This is a genomic window from Thiocapsa sp. (assembly GCF_011390875.1).
Lineage (GTDB): Bacteria > Pseudomonadota > Gammaproteobacteria > Chromatiales > Chromatiaceae > Thiocapsa.
On record NZ_JAABRP010000098.1, the window covers coordinates 1 to 18,144 of the forward strand.

Here is an 18,144-nt window from a genome sequence, read left to right on the forward strand (position 1 = left end):
CCCCGGCCGATGTCTTGCGCGAGGTGACGGACAGCGGTCTGCGCGGTCGCGGCGGCGGCGGCTACCCGACGGGCCTGAAATGGTCGACCGTCGCCAAGATGCCCGCGACCCAAAAATTCGTCATCTGCAACGCGGACGAAGGCGACCCTGGCGCCTTTATGGATCGAGCGATCCTGGAGTCGGACCCGCATCGCGTCATCGAAGGCATGGCGATCGCCGCCTACGCGATCGTGCGAACAAGGCCTACGTCTATGTCCGCGCGGAGTACCCGCTTGCGGTGGAGCGACTCCAGACCGCCATTCGCAAAGCCAAGCGTTCGGGATTTTTGGGCAACAAGATCGGCGACACCCAATTCAGCCTGGAGGTCGAGATCCGCCTCGGCGCCGGGGCCTTCGTCTGCGGCGAAGAGACTGCGCTCATGGCCTCCATCGAAGGGCTGCGTGGCCAACCCCGCCCGCGTCCGCCTTACCCCGCCGAGTCCGGGCTCTGGGGCTACCCCACGCTCATCAACAACGTCGAGACCTTCGCGAACATCGCCCCGATCGTGCGCGAGGGAGGCGACTGGTTCGCCTCGATCGGCACCGAGCGATCGAAAGGGACCAAGGTCTTCGCGCTCGCCGGAACCATCACCAACACCGGCCTAATCGAGGTCCCGATGGGCACCTCGCTGCGCGACATCATCGAGGTCATCGGCGGCGGCATCCCGGGCGGCAAGGCCTTCAAGGCGGTGCAGACCGGCGGCCCCTCGGGCGGTTGCATCCCGGCGCAGCACCTCGATATCGCCGTGGACTACGACAGCCTCAAGACGCTCGGGACCATGATGGGCTCGGGCGGCATGATCGTCATGGACGAGACGTCCAGCATGGTCGATGTCGCGCGCTATTTCATGGAGTTCTGCATGACCGAGTCGTGCGGAAAGTGCATCCCGTGCCGCACCGGCACACAGCAAATGCACAGCATCCTCGACCGTTTGGCCAGATCGCAGGCCACGCGGGCCGAGCTGGCCCTTTTGGAAGAGCTCTGCGAGGTGGTGCAGGCAACCAGCCTGTGCGGATTGGGCCAGACGGCGCCGAATCCGGTGTTGAGTACCATGCGCTATTTCCGCGACGAATACGAAGCGAAACTCGGTGACGTTTGACGCGGAGCAGGCCGTAGCGATCTCCACGGCGCAACGCGCGAAAGAGAGCAAAGGGTGTCGAGCCGTCGAATCCCGGCGGCGTCGCCACGGAATTCACTGAAAGCGAACACCTGCAGCGACGCACTTCGCGGTGCGTCCTGTAAGCCCTTGCGGTTCAAAATGCACGAACGAGGTTGACGGAGCCGATATGCCCCCACCCGCCAAGCAATCGAATGTCCGCGTCGTTACGCTCAATATCGACGGCCGGGATCTCTCCGCCCGCGAAGACGAGACCATCATCGAGGTCTGTCGCGAGAATCAGATCCCGATTCCGAGTCTCTGTTATCTCGAAGGCCTCTCGGTGTGGGGCGCCTGTCGGCTCTGTCTCGTGGAGCTGGCGGGTCAAGGTCGCCTCTTGGCCGCCTGCTCGACCCGCGTCACCGAAGGGATGCAGATCCAGACAAACACCGAGAAACTCCAGCGCTATCGCCGCACCATCGTCGAGCTGCTCTTCGCCGAGCGCAATCATGTCTGCTCGGTCTGTGTCTCCAATGGTCACTGCGAGCTGCAGTACCTCGCGCAGAAGTGCGGTGTCGACCATGTCCGCGTCCCGTACCGACAGGCGAGCTACCAGGTCGACAGCTCGCACGAGATGTTCCGGCTCGATCACGACCGCTGCATTCTCTGCACCCGGTGCGTGCGCGTCTGCGACGAGATCGAGGGCGCCCATACCTGGGACGTTATGGGCCGCGGCAGCGACTGTCGCGTGATCACCGACATGGCGCAGCCATGGGGGGATAGCGACACCTGCACCAGCTGCGGCAAATGTGTGCAGGTCTGCCCGACCGGCGCATTGGTCAAGCAGGGCACTTCGGTCGGGGAAATGGTCAAAGATCAACACTTCCTGCCGATTCTCGCCCGCCGGAGACATGCCCAATGAGCACACCGCCCAAGATCACGGTCGCGACCACCTGGCTGGACGGCTGCTCGGGCTGTCATATGTCGTTCCTGGACATGGACGAGCGCTTGATCGAGCTGGTCCAGCATGTCGACATCGTCTACAGCCCCCTTGTCGACACCAAGACCCTGCCCGACCGGGTCGACGTGGGCATCCTGGAAGGCTCGGTCAGCTCGGAAGACGACCTGGAAAAGGCGCTGGCGTTTCGCAAGCACTGCAAAATCCTGGTCAGTTTGGGCGATTGCGCCGTGAACGGAAATGTCCCGGCGATGCGCAACCACTTCAAGCTGTCAGACGTGGTCGACCGCGCCTACCGCGACACCGTCACCATTCAGCCGCAAACTCCGACCCAAGGGGTTCCGGCCTTGCTCTCGGTCGTCAAACCCATCCACGGTGTCGTGGGGGTCGATGTCTTCGTGCCCGGCTGCCCGCCGAGCGCCGACGCCATCTGGTACGTGCTGAGCGAGCTGATTGCCGGGCGCATACCCGATCCCAGCTCCGTGACACGTTTCGGGGCATAAACCCGTGACCAAGTCTCCTGCCGGAAACCAATCGGCACAGGATACCGACGCGGGCGTGATCGTCGCGCTTCTCGAGCGTCTGCGCACCCAGCGCCTGCCGCGCCTGCTCGACATCAAGGCCAAGGTCGACCGCGGCGCGCGGCTCGACAGCTTCGACATCGAGTTCCTGACCGAGGTCTTCGCCGATGCCAAAGACAAGCAGTCGAAGTGGACGCAGCACCCGGAGCTCGACGACATCGTCGCCAGGATGACCCACCTCTATCACCAGATCACCGAGCGCGCCTTGAGCAACGAAGGCGACGACTCGGACGCCACACCGAATCCCAACCGCCAGGGGCCGCATCCATGAGCCGCACCGTCATCATCGAACCCGTCACCCGCATCGAGGGCCATGCCCGCATCACCCTGCAGCTCGGTGACGCCGGAGAGGTCGAAGACGCAAAGTTCCATCTCACCCAGTTTCGCGGCTTCGAGAAGTTCTGCGAGGGCCGGCCCTATCGCGAGATGCCCGCGCTGACCGCGCGAACCTGCGGGATCTGCCCGGTCAGCCACGTGCTGGCATCCAACAAGGCCTGCGACCACCTGCTCTCGGTCAGCATCCCGCCGACCGGCGAGAAGCTGCGCCGCATCATCAACCTCGCGCAGCTCACCCAGTCGCACGCCTTGTCGTTTTTTCATCTCTCCTCGCCGGATCTCCTGCTCGGCTGGGACTCGGATCCGGTCTCGCGCAATATCTTCGGCGTCATGCGCCAAGACCCGGCGCTGGCCAAAGACGGCATCCGTCTGCGCCAGATCGGCCAGACCATCATCGAGACCCTGGGCGGAAAAAAGATCCACCCGACCTGGGTCGTGCCCGGCGGGGTCAGCGAGCCGCTGACGCAGGAGAAGCGCGACGCCATGCTCGCCCTGCTTCCCGAGGGGCTGGACATCGCCAAGCGCACCTACGCGTTTTTCAAGACGCTTGTGCCCAAGTTCAAGGACGAGGCAAACCACTTCGGCAGTCAACCGACCATGTTCCTGAGCCTGGTGAGCCCCAAAGGTCACTTGGAGCACTACGACGGCTTCCTGCGGCTCAAAGACGCCCAAGGCCGTATCCTCGAAGACATGGTCCCGCCGCACGAGTACGAGCGTCTAATCGGCGAGGCCGTCGAGGACTTCAGCTACATGAAGTTCCCCTACTACAAGCCGCAGGGCTATCCCAAGGGAATCTATCGGGTCGGACCCCTTGCACGCCTGAACAACGTCGATACCTGCGGCACACCCTATGCCGACGTCGCACTCGCTGAATTCCACATGCTCCAGGAATCCGGCCCGATCGCGAGCAGCTTCCATTATCACTATGCCCGACTGGTCGAGATCATCTACGCACTCGAGATGATGGAGCGCCTGCTCAAGGATCCGACCATCCTCGACGCGCGCGTGCGAGCCCGCGCGCGCAGCAACCGCTACGAAGGAATCGGGGTCGCCGAGGCCCCGCGCGGGTTGCTGATGCATCACTACCGCATCGACGACGAGGGCCTCATCACCTGGGTCAACCTCATTATCGCGACCGGCCACAACAACCTCGCCATGAACCAGAGCATCCGTCAGGTCGCCGATGCCTATGTCGACGGCAACAACCTCCAGGAGGGGATGCTCAATCGCGTCGAGGCGGTCATCCGCTGCTTCGACCCCTGCCTGTCCTGCGCCTCGCACGCCTTCGGGGAGATGCCGCTCGCTATCGAGCTCAAGGATGCGACCGGCCGGGTCGTCGACACGCTCAGGCGCGGTTGAATGGATCAGGCGCGCATAGAGGGCCGGAAGATCCTGATCATCGGCTACGGCAGCCCGATCCGCGGCGACGACGCGATCGGGCCACTGGTCGCTGATCGACTGCAGGCCGAGGGCATGCCGGAAGGCGTGGAGGTGATCTCGCGCCACATCCTCACAGCCGAGCTGGTCGCCGATTTGGTGGAGCACGACCGCGTCGTCTTTCTCGACGCTGCGGTCGACGGCGCACCGGGCGAGGTGCGCTGCCGATCGCTCGCCCCCGACGCCAGCGCCATGTCGACCATGGCGCATTTCCTGGATCCACGCGAGCTCCTCGCCTGGTGCGAGACACTCTACGACAAGGTCCCCGAGACCTTCTTGATCTCGGCGTGCGGGAGCTCGTTCGACTATTCCAATTACGTGCTGACGCCGACCGCCGAAGCGGCGATCGAGCCCATGCTGGATTGGGTGCGGCGACTAATCGACCCGAGCGGATGCGTATCATGGCTATCGAAGCCGACCGATGGGGACGCGACGCATGGCGAAACCGGATCGCCGACGCTGATTCTTTGAATCCCAAACCGCGTCGACTCCGGCACTCGTGGTTTCATCCGTAGCCGATCCGATCCAAAAACTGCGCATACGGCTCCGGACGCGGTTTAGTCGTCGACGTTCGCCGGCGCCTTCACGGTCGTCAAGCCGAGCTGCTCCCACATTTGCATCCCGCCGCGGTACCACTTGATCCGATCCGCAGGATAGCCGAGCGCCAGCAAGGCGCGAATATTGGTCGGGGACTGCCCGCACCAAGGTCCGTTGCAGTAAAAAACCAGAGTCTTGGCGGCGCTGAAATTCCAGAGCGCATTCAATCGAATCGCGCCAAGCTCAAATTCCAACAACTCGGCGATCGCCTCGGGCTGCGCGTGCGCCGAATCCAGTCGCGTGTAGGGGATGTGGATCGCACCCGGGATCATCCCCTGAGACACCCAGGGCTCGGTGCGCGAATCGATCACCAGGATCGGCTCGCCCTCGGATGCGCGCTGGAGATAAGCGATCAACTCGAGCTCGCCGATGGTCTCCACGCCGGGCGCCAACTGCATCGGCTGGATGCAATACGGAGGACAGTCGCGCGCCGTTTGCTCATAGGGCGCGACGATGGTGTGGTCGGGCTCCTGATGACGCATCAAGAGAACCGGCTTTCCCGCGTGTTCGACCTCGACATAGGGAAGGGTCTCGGTGATCTTCACCCGAAGATCGTCCAGATCGAAGAGCCCCTCCTCCGGGTTGGCCGCACCGGCGCCTGTCGCAGCAGCGGCAAGCAACACGAGCGACGCCGTCAGGTATGACGGCAGAGTCAATCTCATCGACACCTCAGCTTCACCTCCTCCGAACCGCGTCTGCGGCCAGGGTTGTTTGATCGACTCCGCGCGGCAGCCGCAGCCCAAAGGCGCGTCTCACGGCGAGCGCGGGTCGGCCGTGTCGAACAGGGCACGAAACAACGCCTGTTGCTCATCGTGTAGATACCGATCGAAGACCTCGGCGAAGGCCTCGCGCGCCTGCGCCTGACGCCCCAGTAGCTGCCCGACGAGGGCGCCCATCGCCAGCAGTGTCTCGGTATCGGCACTTCCCTCGCGATGCATCTGCTTGGCCCAGTCGAGAAGGTGTTCGGCCTGTACCGCAAGATCCTGAACAAGACCGAGGTGATCGAGCAGCGCTTTGAGCAACTTGATCAGTCGGGCGATCTTGGCACGCGGGTAGAGACTCTGAAACAGCTCCATGAGGTATCTGAGCTTCTTGCAGCTCTTGCGCAGCTCATGCAGATCGGTCGCGGGCGAGTCCGGCCTGATCGCGCGGCCTTCGCGACGAACCCGCTTCGCCATACGGCGAATACGCTCGTCCGCGACCGACTTGATGGAACGCGCGGCGTTGGGCTCGACCGGATGCTCGACGAGCGGCATATCGAGAAACGCCTGCCACTCGCTCGTCAAGGCAGCGAAGGCGGGGGAGCCCAGCGCATCGGCGACGCGCCTTTGCTCCTCGGCTTGGCGCAAGAGCAGAAAGGCATGGACCGGATCCAGACAGGCCCTGAGGCGAGACGGCAGGGCCTCCCTGTAGCGATCGAAATCCAGCAGGTAGACATCCAGATCGCGCAGGGGTCCGGTGACCTGTTGCAACCAAGCAAACCTGACCTTGAAATCTTCGACACGCTCGGACGGAAACACGCCTTTGACTTGACCAAGGACCGACCGGGTGCGCCGGGTCGCAACACGCAGATCGTGTAGAAACTCGGTGTCCAGATGATTCCGAGCGCCGTCGAGATTCGCAAGCAGGGTCTGGAACAAGCTGCGCAGCAGCGCCTCGAGCGCCTCGTCCGCACGCTGGTCCGGATCAAGCCGATCGTCGATCTTTGACGAATAATCGCCCGGGCGACGACCACAAGCGGCGAGCGCATCGGTCAAGAGCGCTGTGTGCGCCGCTACCGGCGGCGGCACGAGACGATCGAGCAGAATGCCCTCGACCTCTCGGCACACCCCTTCGTGATAGGGCTCCGCAACAAGACGGATGCGGATCCCGAGTGGACCGCATTGATCACCGCCGGGCGTCCGGGCACTCTGCTCGTGGATCTCGACCCGCAGCAAGGAGTCCGCATCGTCGTTGACGAGCCGAAATGCCGTGACGTGACTCTCCACCGCGACGACCGGCAGCAGGCGCCGGATACCGCAGATCTCGAGGATGCGCTCGCGCACCGGCCCGAGCGGCAAATCGGACGCAAATCCCGGTTCCCCCGCCAGTGTTTGAGACACGGGTGGCGAGCTGCCGTCGAGGCTGCTTCGGACCAAGCGCCTCGTCGATCGCTGCGTGCGAAACTCCAAGACCCCGCCATCGTGGAAGATCGCCCAGTCGAAGGTGTCGTAGAACAGGTGCGTCACCGTTTCGGCCGGCGCAAGAACCGGTCGGTAGGGCCCCTGCAGCAGATCCGTGACGCGTTCGATCGGCGTGCCGTGCGGGATCTGTAACTCGATCGTCGTATCGCTCATGGGATGTCCAAAACGCCCTGCATCCGTTGAACCGATGTATGGAGAGTATGAACGACAAGGCTGCGCAGGACACCCATCGGATCTACGACGGTCCAATCGCCGTAGGCGCTGGAATGCAGACAGCACAGGCACGTCGGAAACCCCGTGCAGACCTTTCGAGCGGTGATTCCGCGATGTCCGACAAAACCCCGCAAAGCAACCAGGAATAGCCGCCCGGGCAGATTCGAAATCGTCATCGGATTCCGTTAAGGTCAACCCATCGACGCCGACGCGTCTCAACCTTGAAGAAGGTGTGGAACCATGAGTAAGCTCGACCAACTCAAGACCATGACCACGGTCGTTGCCGACACCGGCGACTTCGAGTCCATTGCCGCTTACCAGCCCCAAGATGCCACCACCAACCCGTCACTGATCTTCAAAGCGGCCCAGATGCCTCAGTATCGCGAGCTGGTGGAGGACGCCGTCCTCTTCGGCACGCGTGAGGGCGGCAGCGACGCGATGGATCAGGCCAAGGCGACCATGGACAAGCTCGCCGTGAACTTCGGCACGGAGATCCTGAAGATTGTTCCCGGACGAGTCTCGACCGAGATCGACGCGCGTCTTTCGTTTGACACCGAAGCCACACTCAAACGCGCCGCAGCGTTGGTGGAGCTCTACCAAGCCGCCGGCGTCGACCCGAGCACACGGGTCCTCTTCAAGATCGCCTCGACATGGGAAGGCATCCGAGCGGCGGAGATCCTGCAACGCCAGGGGCTGCACTGCAACTTGACCCTCCTGTTCAGCTTCGCCCAGGCGGTCGCCTGCGCCGACGCGGGTGTCACGCTCATCTCGCCCTTCGTCGGGCGTATCCTCGACTGGTACAAGAACACCGACAACGTCCCCGGCTATCCGGCCGACGAGGACCCGGGCGTGCAGTCCGTCACCCGGATCTACAATTTCTACAAACGCCACGGCTACGAGACCGTCGTGATGGGCGCAAGCTTCCGCAACCTCGACGAGATCCTGGAGTTGGCCGGTTGCGACTACCTCACCATCTCGCCTGCCTTACTCGGCGAGCTTGCCTCGACCGAGGGCGATGTTCCGAGAAAGCTCGATCCCGAACGAGCGCTCGGCATGGAGATCCCGAAGGTCGGGTTCGACGAGCCCGGCTTCCGCTGGGAGCTCAACGAAGACGCCATGGCCTCCGAAAAGCTCGCCGAAGGTATCCGACTCTTCGCTGCGGACACGCGTAAACTCGAGCAGTTCGCCCATGAGGTCTGCCACAACTGCTAAACCGAAACCGCGTCTCCTGCCGTCCTTGGCGCCGGAGCGCGAAACACCCCTCGACGCCATTAACGACCTTAGAGCCGACGCGGTTTAAATGAAAAAAAATAGTGACTTAAACCGCGTCGACTCCGACGCTCGCGTATTGATCGGAGGCCAAATCAGGTTGAAGTCCCTCCATATCATGCCGGACGCGGTTTAATGGAGCACCGCGCACGCAAACGCTTCGGCCAGAACTTCCTTCATGACCGCCAGGTGATCGACCGCATCCACGGGGCGATTGCCGCCACAACCGCAGAGCGCGTCGTCGAGATCGGTCCCGGGCAGGGCGCCATCACACTAGGACTCCTGACCGCGATCGGCTCGCTCGATGTCGTCGAGCTGGATCGCGACCTGGTCGGCCCGCTGCGCGATCGACTCGGCCCACTCGGCGATCTGCGGATCCACCAAGCCGACGCCCTGAACTTTGCCCTCTGCGGGCTTGTGCAGGCGGGCGAGCGCTTGCGTCTCGTCGGGAATCTCCCCTACAACATCTCCACCCCTCTGTTGTTTCGGTTTCTGGAGCAAGCCGACTGCATCGAGGACATGCACCTGATGCTTCAGAAGGAGGTCGTCGAGCGCATCGTCGCGGATCCGGGCGACAAGACCTACGGACGTCTCTCGGTGATGGTTCAGACGCTGTGCTCGGCGGAGTGTCTCTTTCGCATCGGTGCAGGCGCATTCACCCCAGCCCCGAAGGTCGAGTCCGCCTTCCTTCGACTGCAGCCCCATCGACCGCTCCCCTATCCGATCGATGACCCCGCACTGCACGCCCGTATCGTCGCCGCAGCCTTCGGGCAGCGCCGCAAGACCTTGCGCAACAGCCTCTCCAAGCTGATCGACGCGGACCTGCTGATCGCAACCGGGATCGATCCGACGCTGAGGGCCGAAAACCTCGATGTCGCAAGCTATGCGCGCTTGGCAAACGCCGCTTGCAAATCGCGGCCGATACCCTGAAATTGGCCGATCCAACGAGGGGTATTTGCGAACGAGGAGAACGACGATGGCGGGCCGGGATTCAGACGAGGATCTAAGCGCAATCAAGGTCGACGAGGGTTCCGAGATCACGCTTGCGCGGGCGAACGATGTCCTCCCGACGCACATCCCGATTCTGCCGGTCGCCTCGCGCCCCTTTTTCCCCGGGCAGGCCGTTCCGCTGTTGATGGATGCCGAAGGCTGGGCCTCGACACTGGAAGCAGTCGGGGCAAGCGAGCACAAGATCCTCGGCGTGGTTCTGGTCCGCAGCGAAACCTCCGAAGAGGCAAGAACCACCGACTTCTATCCCATCGGAACGGCTTGCCGAGTCCATCGCGTCCATCAGCAGGATGGCCACCTGCAGGTCCTGGTCGAGTGTCTGCAGCGGTTCAGCATCGCCAACTGGGTCAGCCGCGAGGCGCCGTTCGACGCACAGGTGACCTATCTCCCCGAGCCGGCCGGTCCGCCGAATGGGGAGATCAAGGCCTACGCCATGGCCGTGATCAACACCATCAAGGAGTTGCTGCCGCTCAACCCGCTCTATGTCGAGGAGCTGCGGATGTTCCTCGACCGCTTCGGCCCCGACGATCCCTCGCACCTCTCCGACTTCGCGGCCAGCCTCACGACCTCGACCAAGGAGCAACTCCAGGAGGTGCTGGAAATCCTGCCGCTTCTGCCGCGAATGGAAAAGGTGCTCGTTCTGCTCAACAACGAGCTCGAGCTCGCCCGTGCTCAGCAGAAGATCCGGCGCACGGTCGAGGAGAAGATGCAAAAGCAGCAGCGCGAGTTCTTTCTGCGCGAGCAGCTCAAGGCGATCCAGAAGGAGCTGGGCATCGCCAAGGACGACCGCACCGCGGAGATCGACCGCTTCACCGCCCGGATCGAAAAGCTGACCCTCACCGAGCAGGCGAGCAAACGGGTCGAAGAGGAGATGGACAAGCTGCGCATGCTGGAGACCGGCTCGCCGGAATACGCCGTGACCCGCAACTACCTGGACTGGATCACGATCCTGCCCTGGGGCAAGCACTCCGCCGACAAGCTTGACCTCAAGCGCGCGCGCCGCGTGCTGGATCGCGATCATTACGGCCTGGAGGATGTAAAGAAACGCATCCTCGAGTTCCTGGCCGTCGGGATCCACAAGGGCGAGATCGCCGGCTCCATCATCCTGCTGGTGGGTCCGCCCGGTGTCGGCAAGACCTCGATCGGGCACTCCATCGCCGATGCACTCGGCCGGCGCTTCTATCGCTTCTCCGTCGGCGGCATCCGCGACGAGGCCGAGATCAAGGGCCACCGTCGCACCTACATCGGCGCCATGCCGGGCAAGTTTCTCCAGGCGATCAAAGACGCCGGAACGGCCAATCCCGTCATCATGCTCGACGAGATCGACAAGGTCGGCGCGTCATACCACGGCGACCCGGCCTCGGCCCTGCTCGAGGTCCTGGACCCGGAACAGAACAGCGACTTCCTCGATCACTATCTGGATCTGCGCTTCGACCTCTCGAAGGTCCTTTTCGTCTGCACCGCAAACCAGACCGACAGCATCCCCGGCCCCCTGCTCGACCGCATGGAGGTGATTCCGCTCTCCGGCTATATCGCCGAGGAGAAGCTTCAGATCGCGAAGAAATACCTCCTCCCCCGACAGATCGACCGAGCCGGGCTCGCCAAACGCACGGTCAGGCTCGACACCAAGACACTGCGCGCGCTGATCGAGCGCTATGCGCGCGATGCCGGCGTACGGCGATTGGAAAAGCAGCTCGGAAAGATCGTGCGCAAGGTCGCCGTGCGCATGCTCGAGGGTGAGGAGACACCGATCAGCGTCGGCGAGGCCGACCTGAAGGGTTATCTCGGCAGCCCGGTATTTCGCGACGAGCGCAAGCTCTCCGGTCCCGGCGTCGTCACCGGATTGGCCTGGACCGCCATGGGCGGCGCCACACTCTCGATCGAGGCCGCCCGGACCCACAGCTTCACGCGCGGCTTCAAGCTCACCGGTCAGCTCGGCGACGTCATGAAGGAGTCCGCCGAGATCGCCTACGGCTACCTAGTCGGCCATGCCGCCGAGCTCGGTGCCGATCCGGCCTTCTTCGAAAACGCCTTCATCCATGTCCATGTCCCGGCCGGGGCCACCCCGAAGGACGGCCCCTCGGCCGGCATCACGATGACATCCGCCCTCCTATCCCTCGCCCGCAACCAACCGATCCGGCGGCTCGCCATGACCGGCGAGATTACCTTGACCGGCGAGGTCTTTCCGGTCGGCGGGATCCGCGAGAAGCTGATCGCGGCGCGGCGCGCCGGCATCCGCGAGATCATCCTCCCGGAGGACAACCGCGGCGAGTTCGAAGAGGTGCCCGAGCATGTCAGCAAGGGCTTCAAGGTGCATTTCGCCTCGCGCTACCACGACGTTTTGCCGCTCTTGTTCGGGGCAGCGTCGAGGACCTAAACCGCGTCCAGAGCGAGAGGCTCACTTTACGAGTGAGTTCAACGTCTGGTGCATCCACGGCCCTTAGCGGAGACGCGGTTTAAAATAATATATTTTTTAATACCTTAAACCGCGCCGACTCCAACGGTCGTCAAGTCTGCCGGGGTCGATCCCATCCAAAAACATCGCATACCGTGCTGGGCGCGGTTTAAGTCTTCTCGTCCAAACACTGCTTCAAGGACAGACGCCAATCCGGCATCGACAGCCCGAAAGTCTCTTGGAAGAGGCTGTTGTCGAGGACCGAGTAGAGCGGGCGCCGCGCCGGTGCAGGATATTCGGACGAGGGAATCGGAATCAGACTCGCGTCCAGACCGGCGTCTTCCAGGATCGCGCTCGCGAACCCGAACCAGCTGACCTGACCCGAGCCGGTCAGATGATAGAGCCCGCCGACTTTCTCCAGATCAAGTTCGCCGCGCAAGACACGATAGAGCACCAGGGCCGTCGCCGACGCCAACATGCGGCTCCAGGTCGGCGAGCCGATCTGGTCGTCGACGATGCGCAGCTCGTCGCGCTCCTTGAGCAGACGCAGCATCGTCAGCAGGAAATTGGCGCCGCGGATGCCGTAGACCCAGCTGGTACGGAAGATCAGCGCACGGGCACCCGAGCTCAGCAACGCCTGCTCGCCGCCGAGCTTGGTCTCGCCGTAGACGTTGAGCGGCCCCGGTGCGTCGTCTTCCCGGTAGGGACGATCGAGATTGCCGGAGAACACGAAGTCGGTCGAGTAATGGATGATCGGCGTCCCGCGCCCGGCGAGCATGGCGCCGAGCTCGCCGACCGCATCGGCATTGATGCGCTGCGCAATGGCGCGGTCGGTCTCGGCCTTGTCCACGGCGGTGTAGGCGGCGGCATTGACGACCGCGTCCGGAGAGGAGTCTTGAACAAGCCTCGACAGAGATGCCGGATCCAACAGATCGATCGTCGGCCCGTATTCCCCTTCGAGGGAGGCCGGGATCACATCGCCGAGTGTCGCGAGTGTGCGTCGCAGCTCCCAGCCGACTTGCCCGTTGGCGCCGATCAGGAGGATACGGGGCCGTTCGGTGGCCGTGCGCTTGATGGTCATAGGCTGGCCTCGTAGTCGGGAAGGCGTTCGGGTGGAATCTCGCTCAAACAGGCCGCCGCAGAATCCTTGGCAGACAGCTCGGGCGTCCCCTGGAGCGGCCAGTCGATGCCGATCTCGGGGTCGTCCCAACGCAGACTGAACTCGGTCTCGGGGCTGTAATAGTCCGTGTTCTTGTAGATGAAGAGGGCCGAGTCGCCGGTGACCAGGAAGCCGTGGGCGAACCCCGGCGGGATCCAGAACTGGCGTCGGTTCTCTCCCGACAGGGTCGCACCGACCCAGCGCCCGAAGGTCGGCGAGCCGCGACGGATATCGACCGCGACGTCGAACACCTCGCCGTCCATCACCTGGACCAACTTGCCCTGTGCGTGCGGATGTTGAACGTGAAGCCCCCGCAGGACACCTCGGCGCGAGTAGGACAGATTGTCTTGGACAAAGGGCGCGGGGATGCCGAGCTCGGCATAGCGATTGGTGCGGTAAGTCTCCATGAAGAAGCCCCGCTCGTCACCGAACACCTTCGGCTCGAGGATCAGGACGCCCGGGATTGCTGTCTCGATGACCTTCATACGTCGCCTCGCCGCAGCAGACTCAGCAGATACTCACCGTAGCCGCTCTTCTTCAGCTCCTCGCCCATCGCCCGAAGCTGATCGTCGTCGATCCAGCCGTTGAAGTAGGCCACCTCTTCCGGACAGCAGATCTTGAGCCCCTGGCGACGCTCGATCGTCTCGATGAACTGGCCGGCCTGCATCAGCGACTCATGCGTGCCGGTATCCAGCCAAGCCGTCCCGCGCCCGATCCGGCTCACGTGCAGCTCGCCCTGCTCGAGATAGCGGATATTGAGGTCCGTGATCTCCAACTCGCCGCGCGGCGACGGGCGCAACCCCGCGGCGAGTCCGCAGACCTGATCGTCGTAGAAATAGATGCCGGTCACCGCCCAGTTGGACTTGGGCTTGCTGGGTTTCTCTTCGAGGCTCAGGACATGGCCGCTCGCATCGAACTCGGCCACGCCGTAGCGCTCCGGGTCAGACACGTAGTAGCCGAAGACAGTGGCACCGCGCTCGCGTGCACCCGCGGCCCGCAGCTGATCGACCAAGCCGTGCCCGTAGAAGATGTTGTCTCCCAGGATCAGGCAGGAAGGCGAGGTCCCGACGAAGTCCTTACCGATCAGGAATGCTTGCGCGAGCCCGCCAGGATGGGGCTGCTCGGCATACTCGAGATGGAGCCCCCATTGAGATCCGTCCCCGAGCAGGGATCGGAACATCGGCAGGTCATGCGGCGTGGAGATGATCAGAATCTCGCGAATCCCGGCCAACATCAGGGTCGAGAGCGGGTAATAGATCATCGGCTTGTCGTAGATCGGCAGCAGCTGCTTGCTGATCGCCCGCGTCAGCGGATAGAGACGCGTTCCGGAACCCCCGGCCAGGATAATACCTTTTCGATTCATGATCCGATCCCTCAACCGGCGGCGCCGAGACGCTCACCGAGATAGCTCCCGTCGGTGACCCGCCGACACCAGTCCGGATGGTCCAGATACCAGTCGACCGTCAGGCGCATACCGGACTCGAAGGTCTCCGTCGGCTCCCAACCCAGCTCGCGCTTGAGCTTGTCGGCATCGATGGCGTAGCGCCGATCGTGTCCGGGACGGTCTTTGACGAAGCTCTTCAGGTCCACGTGCGGCCGATAGGGCGAATCGGGCAGGCGCTCGTCGAGCAGGGCACAGAGCGTATCGACGACCTCGAGATTGGTCTTCTCGCTGTTGCCGCCGACGTTGTAGACCTCCCCCGGTCTGCCGGCCTCGAGCACACGCAGGATCGCCCGGCAGTGATCGATGACGTACAACCAATCGCGCACGTTCCCGCCGTCGCCGTAGATGGGTAAGGACTCGCCGCGCTGGGCCTTCAGGATCATGAGCGGGATCAACTTCTCCGGGAACTGGTAAGGCCCGTAGTTGTTCGAGCAGTTGGTCGTCAGCACCGGCAGGCCGTAGGTGTGAAACCAGGCGCGCACCAGATGGTCGGATGCGGCCTTGGACGCGGAATAGGGCGAGTTGGGCGCGTACGGGGTCGACTCGGTGAAGAGGCCGGTCGGCCCCAGCGAGCCATAGACCTCGTCGGTCGAGACATGCAGGAAACGAAAGGCATCCTTGGCCCCACCGCTGCGTTTCGCCCAGTGGGCGCGTGCGCAGTCCAGCAGATTGAAGGTGCCGACCACGTTGGTCTGGACGAACTGCGCCGGGCCGTCGATCGAGCGGTCGACATGACTCTCGGCCGCAAAGTTCACGACCGCGTCGACCTCATACTCCGCAAGGAGCCGGGCAACCAGCGCAGGATCGGCGATGTCGCCCTGCACGAAGACATGACGCGGGTTGTCCTTCAGATCGGCAAGGGTGTCCAGATTTCCGGCGTAGGTCAGAAGGTCGAGGTTGACCACCCGCGCATCGGTCGTCTCGAGGATGTGGTGGACGAAGTTGCCGCCGATGAATCCGGCCCCGCCGGTGACGAGAATGGTCAGCACACGCGATGCTCCTTGACGCTGATGGTGGAACGCTTAAACCGCGCCCAGCGCGATATGCGATGTTTTTTCGATGGGATCGGCCCCGGCAGACTTGACGATCGTCTGGAGTCGGCGCGGTTTAAGATATTAAAAAATAAATTATTTTAAACCGCGTCCCAGCCAAGGACTGTAGATGCACTAAACGTCGATGTCACTCGAAAATGAGCATATCGCTCCGGACGCGGTTTAAAAGGGGATATCGTCGTCGAAATCCGCCGCGCCTTGGCTGCTGCCTCCGGGGCTGCTCCCTCCGGATGACGGCGCCGGACTCGAGGATTGCGGCCGCCCGCCGCCGCGCGATTGATACGCGGGCGCGTCGTCGAAAGGGACCGATGAGCCGACACCACCGCCGCCGGAACGGCTGTCGAGCATCTGCATGGTCCCGTTCATGTCGACCACGACCTCGGTCGTGTAGCGATCCTGCCCGTCCTGACCCTGCCATTTGCGGGTGCGCAGCTTCCCCTCGACGTAGATCTTCGAGCCCTTGTGCACGTACTGCTTGACGATCTCGGCGATCTTCCCGAAGAAGACAACGTTGTGCCACTCGGTGCGCTCCTGCCTCTCGCCCGTGTTCTTATCCTTCCAGGTCTCGCTCGTTGCGATGCGGATATTCGCCACCGCATCGCCGCTCGGCATGTAACGCACCTCCGGGTCGGCCCCGAGGTTGCCGATGAGAATCACCTTGTTGACGCCTGCCATGCAGTCCTCCCGCTCCGCGTCGATCGCGGGCGAATGTTGTCTCGCCGAAAAATACGCGGCCGACCTCGAGGCTCCGCCTCAGGCCCGGGCCGAAAATGTCTGTAATGTTGCCCAATCCAGTCGGCCACTGTCCACCTTCAGATAGGCGACTCCCTCGTCGAGCGCGACGACGGCATCTTCGACCCCCGGGATGGCCAGCAGACGCGCCTCGAGACCCAGACCCTCTTCGGCCGGCTGTTCGCCGAGGGAAAGGACATGCGCCGTCAGATTCGCCGGCATCGCCATCGTCGCCGCCAGACCGATCCAAACCAACGAGGTCGCGGCCCCCACCAGATAGACGGCATCCGCCCCGAAGCTCTGATGTGCCAAGCCGCCGAGCAGCCCGCCCAAGAAGGCACCGACGAACTGCGAGCTGGAGAAGACCCCCATCGCCGTCCCGCGCGCACCTGCTCGGGCGGCCTTCGAGACGAGCGACGGCAGGATGGCCTCCATCAGGTTGAAGACCGTGAACATCACCAGCAGCAAGAATCCGACGACCCAGATGGACTGATTGAAGAGATAGAAGCCCACCATGGACGCACACATCGCCGTCACCGCACCGAGCAGCACCGCCTTCACCTTGCCGCCGCGCTCCGCCATGATGATGAAGGGGACCATGATCACGATGGCGAGCAAGACGACCGGCAGATAGAGCAGCCAGTGATCCACGGGCGCCAAACCGGCCGACTCGATCGACAGCGGCAGCACCACGAACATGCTCACCATGGTGAGGTGCAGCAGGAAGATGCCCAGATCCAGGCGCAGCAACGTCGGGTTACCCAGCACGCCTGCGAACTGATCCATCACCGGCTGGGCCTCGCGGTGGACGCTGGAGCGCTCGGGCTCGGGCACGATATAGGCCAGGACCAGCATGCCGGCAATCGCCAGAAACGCGGTCAGCCAAAAGATCCCCGAGATACCCAGCCAGCGGGCCAACGGCGGCCCGAGGACCAGTGCCGCGGCGAAGGACAAGGCGACGCTGATACCGATCGCCGCCATGGCCCGCGTGCGCACCGCGTCGCGGGTCAGATCGGCGGTGAGGGCGATGGTCGCCGCCGCGATGGCGCCGCTGCCCTGAATCACGCGCCCCAGGATAACCAGCTCGATCTGATCGGCAAGGGCGGCGACGACGCTGCCGATCGCGAACAACACCAGCCCCCCGTAGATCACAGGCTTGCGCCCGATGCGATCCGACAATAGACCCAGCGGGATCTGAAACAGCGCCTGCGTCAGGCCGTAGGCGCCGATCGCCAGTCCGACCAGCAAGGGCGTGGCGCCGTCCAGGTCGTGTGCATAGAGCGCGAAAACCGGCAGGACCATGAAGAGGCCCAACATGCGCGTGGAGAAGATCGCGGCTAGACCTGCGGCCGCGCGCTTTTCCAGCCCGGTGAAGGCGACAAGGGGTTGATGGGAGGGAGTCAAAGCCTGGGGCCTTCTACGTCGTTTCGGCGGAAGACGCGAGTATAAGGGCTTGTCGGCGATCGTGCCCGCGATTGACAGGAATCCTCCCGCAGACCAGTCTTCTTAAACCGCGCCCAATGCGGTATGGAAAGTTCTTGGATGGGATCGGCCCCGGCAGACTTGATGGCCGCTGGAGCCGGCGCGGTTTAAGATTCTAAAAAATATATTATTTTAAACCACGTCCGCGCCAAGGGCTGTGGAC

Annotated in this window: 16 protein-coding genes and 1 pseudogene; 9 read left to right on the forward strand and 8 right to left on the reverse strand. The window is 63.4% G+C overall.

All coding sequences use genetic code 11. The features are described 5' to 3' along the window. The 6 genes and pseudogenes from GPT33_RS09660 to GPT33_RS09685 all read left to right on the forward strand — a co-directional run. Positions 1–1,138 (forward strand): annotated as a pseudogene (locus GPT33_RS09660) (NADH-ubiquinone oxidoreductase-F iron-sulfur binding region domain-containing protein); the annotation flags it as partial. Positions 1,139–1,325: 187 nt separating this feature from the next. Next, positions 1,326–2,057, forward strand: a complete 732-nt coding sequence (hoxU, locus tag GPT33_RS09665; RefSeq protein WP_296808010.1) for a bidirectional hydrogenase complex protein HoxU — start codon at positions 1,326–1,328, stop codon at positions 2,055–2,057. Beyond that, on the forward strand, positions 2,054–2,596 hold the full coding sequence (locus GPT33_RS09670) for an NADP oxidoreductase (RefSeq protein WP_296808013.1): 543 nt from the start codon (positions 2,054–2,056) through the stop codon (positions 2,594–2,596). The genes hoxU and GPT33_RS09670 overlap by 4 nt, the downstream gene beginning before the upstream one ends. Positions 2,597–2,600: 4 nt before the next feature. Then, the gene (locus GPT33_RS09675) at positions 2,601–2,945 is read left to right on the forward strand and encodes a hypothetical protein (protein WP_296808016.1); all 345 of its coding nucleotides are present in this window, start codon (positions 2,601–2,603) and stop codon (positions 2,943–2,945) included. After that, complete coding sequence (locus GPT33_RS09680) at positions 2,942–4,369, forward strand: Ni/Fe hydrogenase subunit alpha (protein ID WP_296808018.1); 1,428 nt, start codon at positions 2,942–2,944, stop codon at positions 4,367–4,369. Before GPT33_RS09675 ends, GPT33_RS09680 begins: the two co-directional genes overlap by 4 nt. Then, positions 4,370–4,918, forward strand: a complete 549-nt coding sequence (locus tag GPT33_RS09685; RefSeq protein WP_296808021.1) for a hydrogenase maturation protease — start codon at positions 4,370–4,372, stop codon at positions 4,916–4,918. Positions 4,919–5,004: 86 nt separating this feature from the next. On the opposite strand, the gene GPT33_RS09690 is transcribed toward GPT33_RS09685, so the two are convergent. Together GPT33_RS09690 and GPT33_RS09695 are read right to left on the reverse strand one after the other, a co-directional pair. Then, a complete protein-coding gene (locus GPT33_RS09690; RefSeq protein ID WP_296808024.1) occupies positions 5,005–5,706 on the reverse strand; it encodes a rhodanese-like domain-containing protein in 702 nt (233 codons plus the stop codon). Between the two features lie 90 nt (positions 5,707–5,796). Beyond that, positions 5,797–7,380: a CHAD domain-containing protein gene (locus GPT33_RS09695; RefSeq protein ID WP_296808028.1), complete on the reverse strand. Its 1,584-nt coding sequence runs from the start codon at positions 7,378–7,380 to the stop codon at positions 5,797–5,799. Between the two features lie 300 nt (positions 7,381–7,680). Between GPT33_RS09695 and tal the strand changes: the two genes are divergently transcribed. The 3 genes from tal to lon all read left to right on the forward strand — a co-directional run bounded on the left by tal (position 7,681) and on the right by lon (position 12,094). Beyond that, complete coding sequence (tal, locus tag GPT33_RS09700; RefSeq protein WP_296808031.1) at positions 7,681–8,652, forward strand: transaldolase; 972 nt, start codon at positions 7,681–7,683, stop codon at positions 8,650–8,652. A gap of 192 nt (positions 8,653–8,844) precedes the next feature. Beyond that, positions 8,845–9,639, forward strand: a complete 795-nt coding sequence (gene rsmA, locus GPT33_RS09705) for a 16S rRNA (adenine(1518)-N(6)/adenine(1519)-N(6))-dimethyltransferase RsmA (protein WP_296808034.1) — start codon at positions 8,845–8,847, stop codon at positions 9,637–9,639. 46 nt (positions 9,640–9,685) lie between these two features. After that, positions 9,686–12,094 carry an endopeptidase La gene (gene lon / locus GPT33_RS09710; RefSeq protein ID WP_296808037.1) on the forward strand — a complete coding sequence of 803 codons (2,409 nt, stop codon included), beginning with the start codon at positions 9,686–9,688 and terminating at the stop codon, positions 12,092–12,094. A 187-nt stretch (positions 12,095–12,281) separates the two neighbouring features. Here the strand turns inward: lon and rfbD are convergent, their stop codons facing one another. From rfbD to GPT33_RS09740, 6 genes are all read right to left on the reverse strand, one after another. Beyond that, positions 12,282–13,193: a dTDP-4-dehydrorhamnose reductase gene (gene rfbD, locus GPT33_RS09715; protein WP_296808041.1), complete on the reverse strand. Its 912-nt coding sequence runs from the start codon at positions 13,191–13,193 to the stop codon at positions 12,282–12,284. Then, positions 13,190–13,756, reverse strand: a complete 567-nt coding sequence (rfbC, locus tag GPT33_RS09720) for a dTDP-4-dehydrorhamnose 3,5-epimerase (protein WP_296808044.1) — start codon at positions 13,754–13,756, stop codon at positions 13,190–13,192. Before rfbC ends, rfbD begins: the two co-directional genes overlap by 4 nt. Beyond that, on the reverse strand, positions 13,753–14,634 hold the full coding sequence (gene rfbA / locus GPT33_RS09725) for a glucose-1-phosphate thymidylyltransferase RfbA (protein ID WP_296808047.1): 882 nt from the start codon (positions 14,632–14,634) through the stop codon (positions 13,753–13,755). Before rfbA ends, rfbC begins: the two co-directional genes overlap by 4 nt. An 11-nt stretch (positions 14,635–14,645) precedes the next feature. Then, complete coding sequence (gene rfbB, locus GPT33_RS09730) at positions 14,646–15,704, reverse strand: dTDP-glucose 4,6-dehydratase (RefSeq protein ID WP_296808050.1); 1,059 nt, start codon at positions 15,702–15,704, stop codon at positions 14,646–14,648. Positions 15,705–15,929: 225 nt separating this feature from the next. After that, positions 15,930–16,442: a single-stranded DNA-binding protein gene (gene ssb, locus GPT33_RS09735; RefSeq protein WP_296808055.1), complete on the reverse strand. Its 513-nt coding sequence runs from the start codon at positions 16,440–16,442 to the stop codon at positions 15,930–15,932. Between the two features lie 78 nt (positions 16,443–16,520). After that, the gene (locus tag GPT33_RS09740; RefSeq protein ID WP_296808058.1) at positions 16,521–17,903 is read right to left on the reverse strand and encodes an MFS transporter; all 1,383 of its coding nucleotides are present in this window, start codon (positions 17,901–17,903) and stop codon (positions 16,521–16,523) included. Positions 17,904–18,144 lie beyond the last annotated feature (241 nt).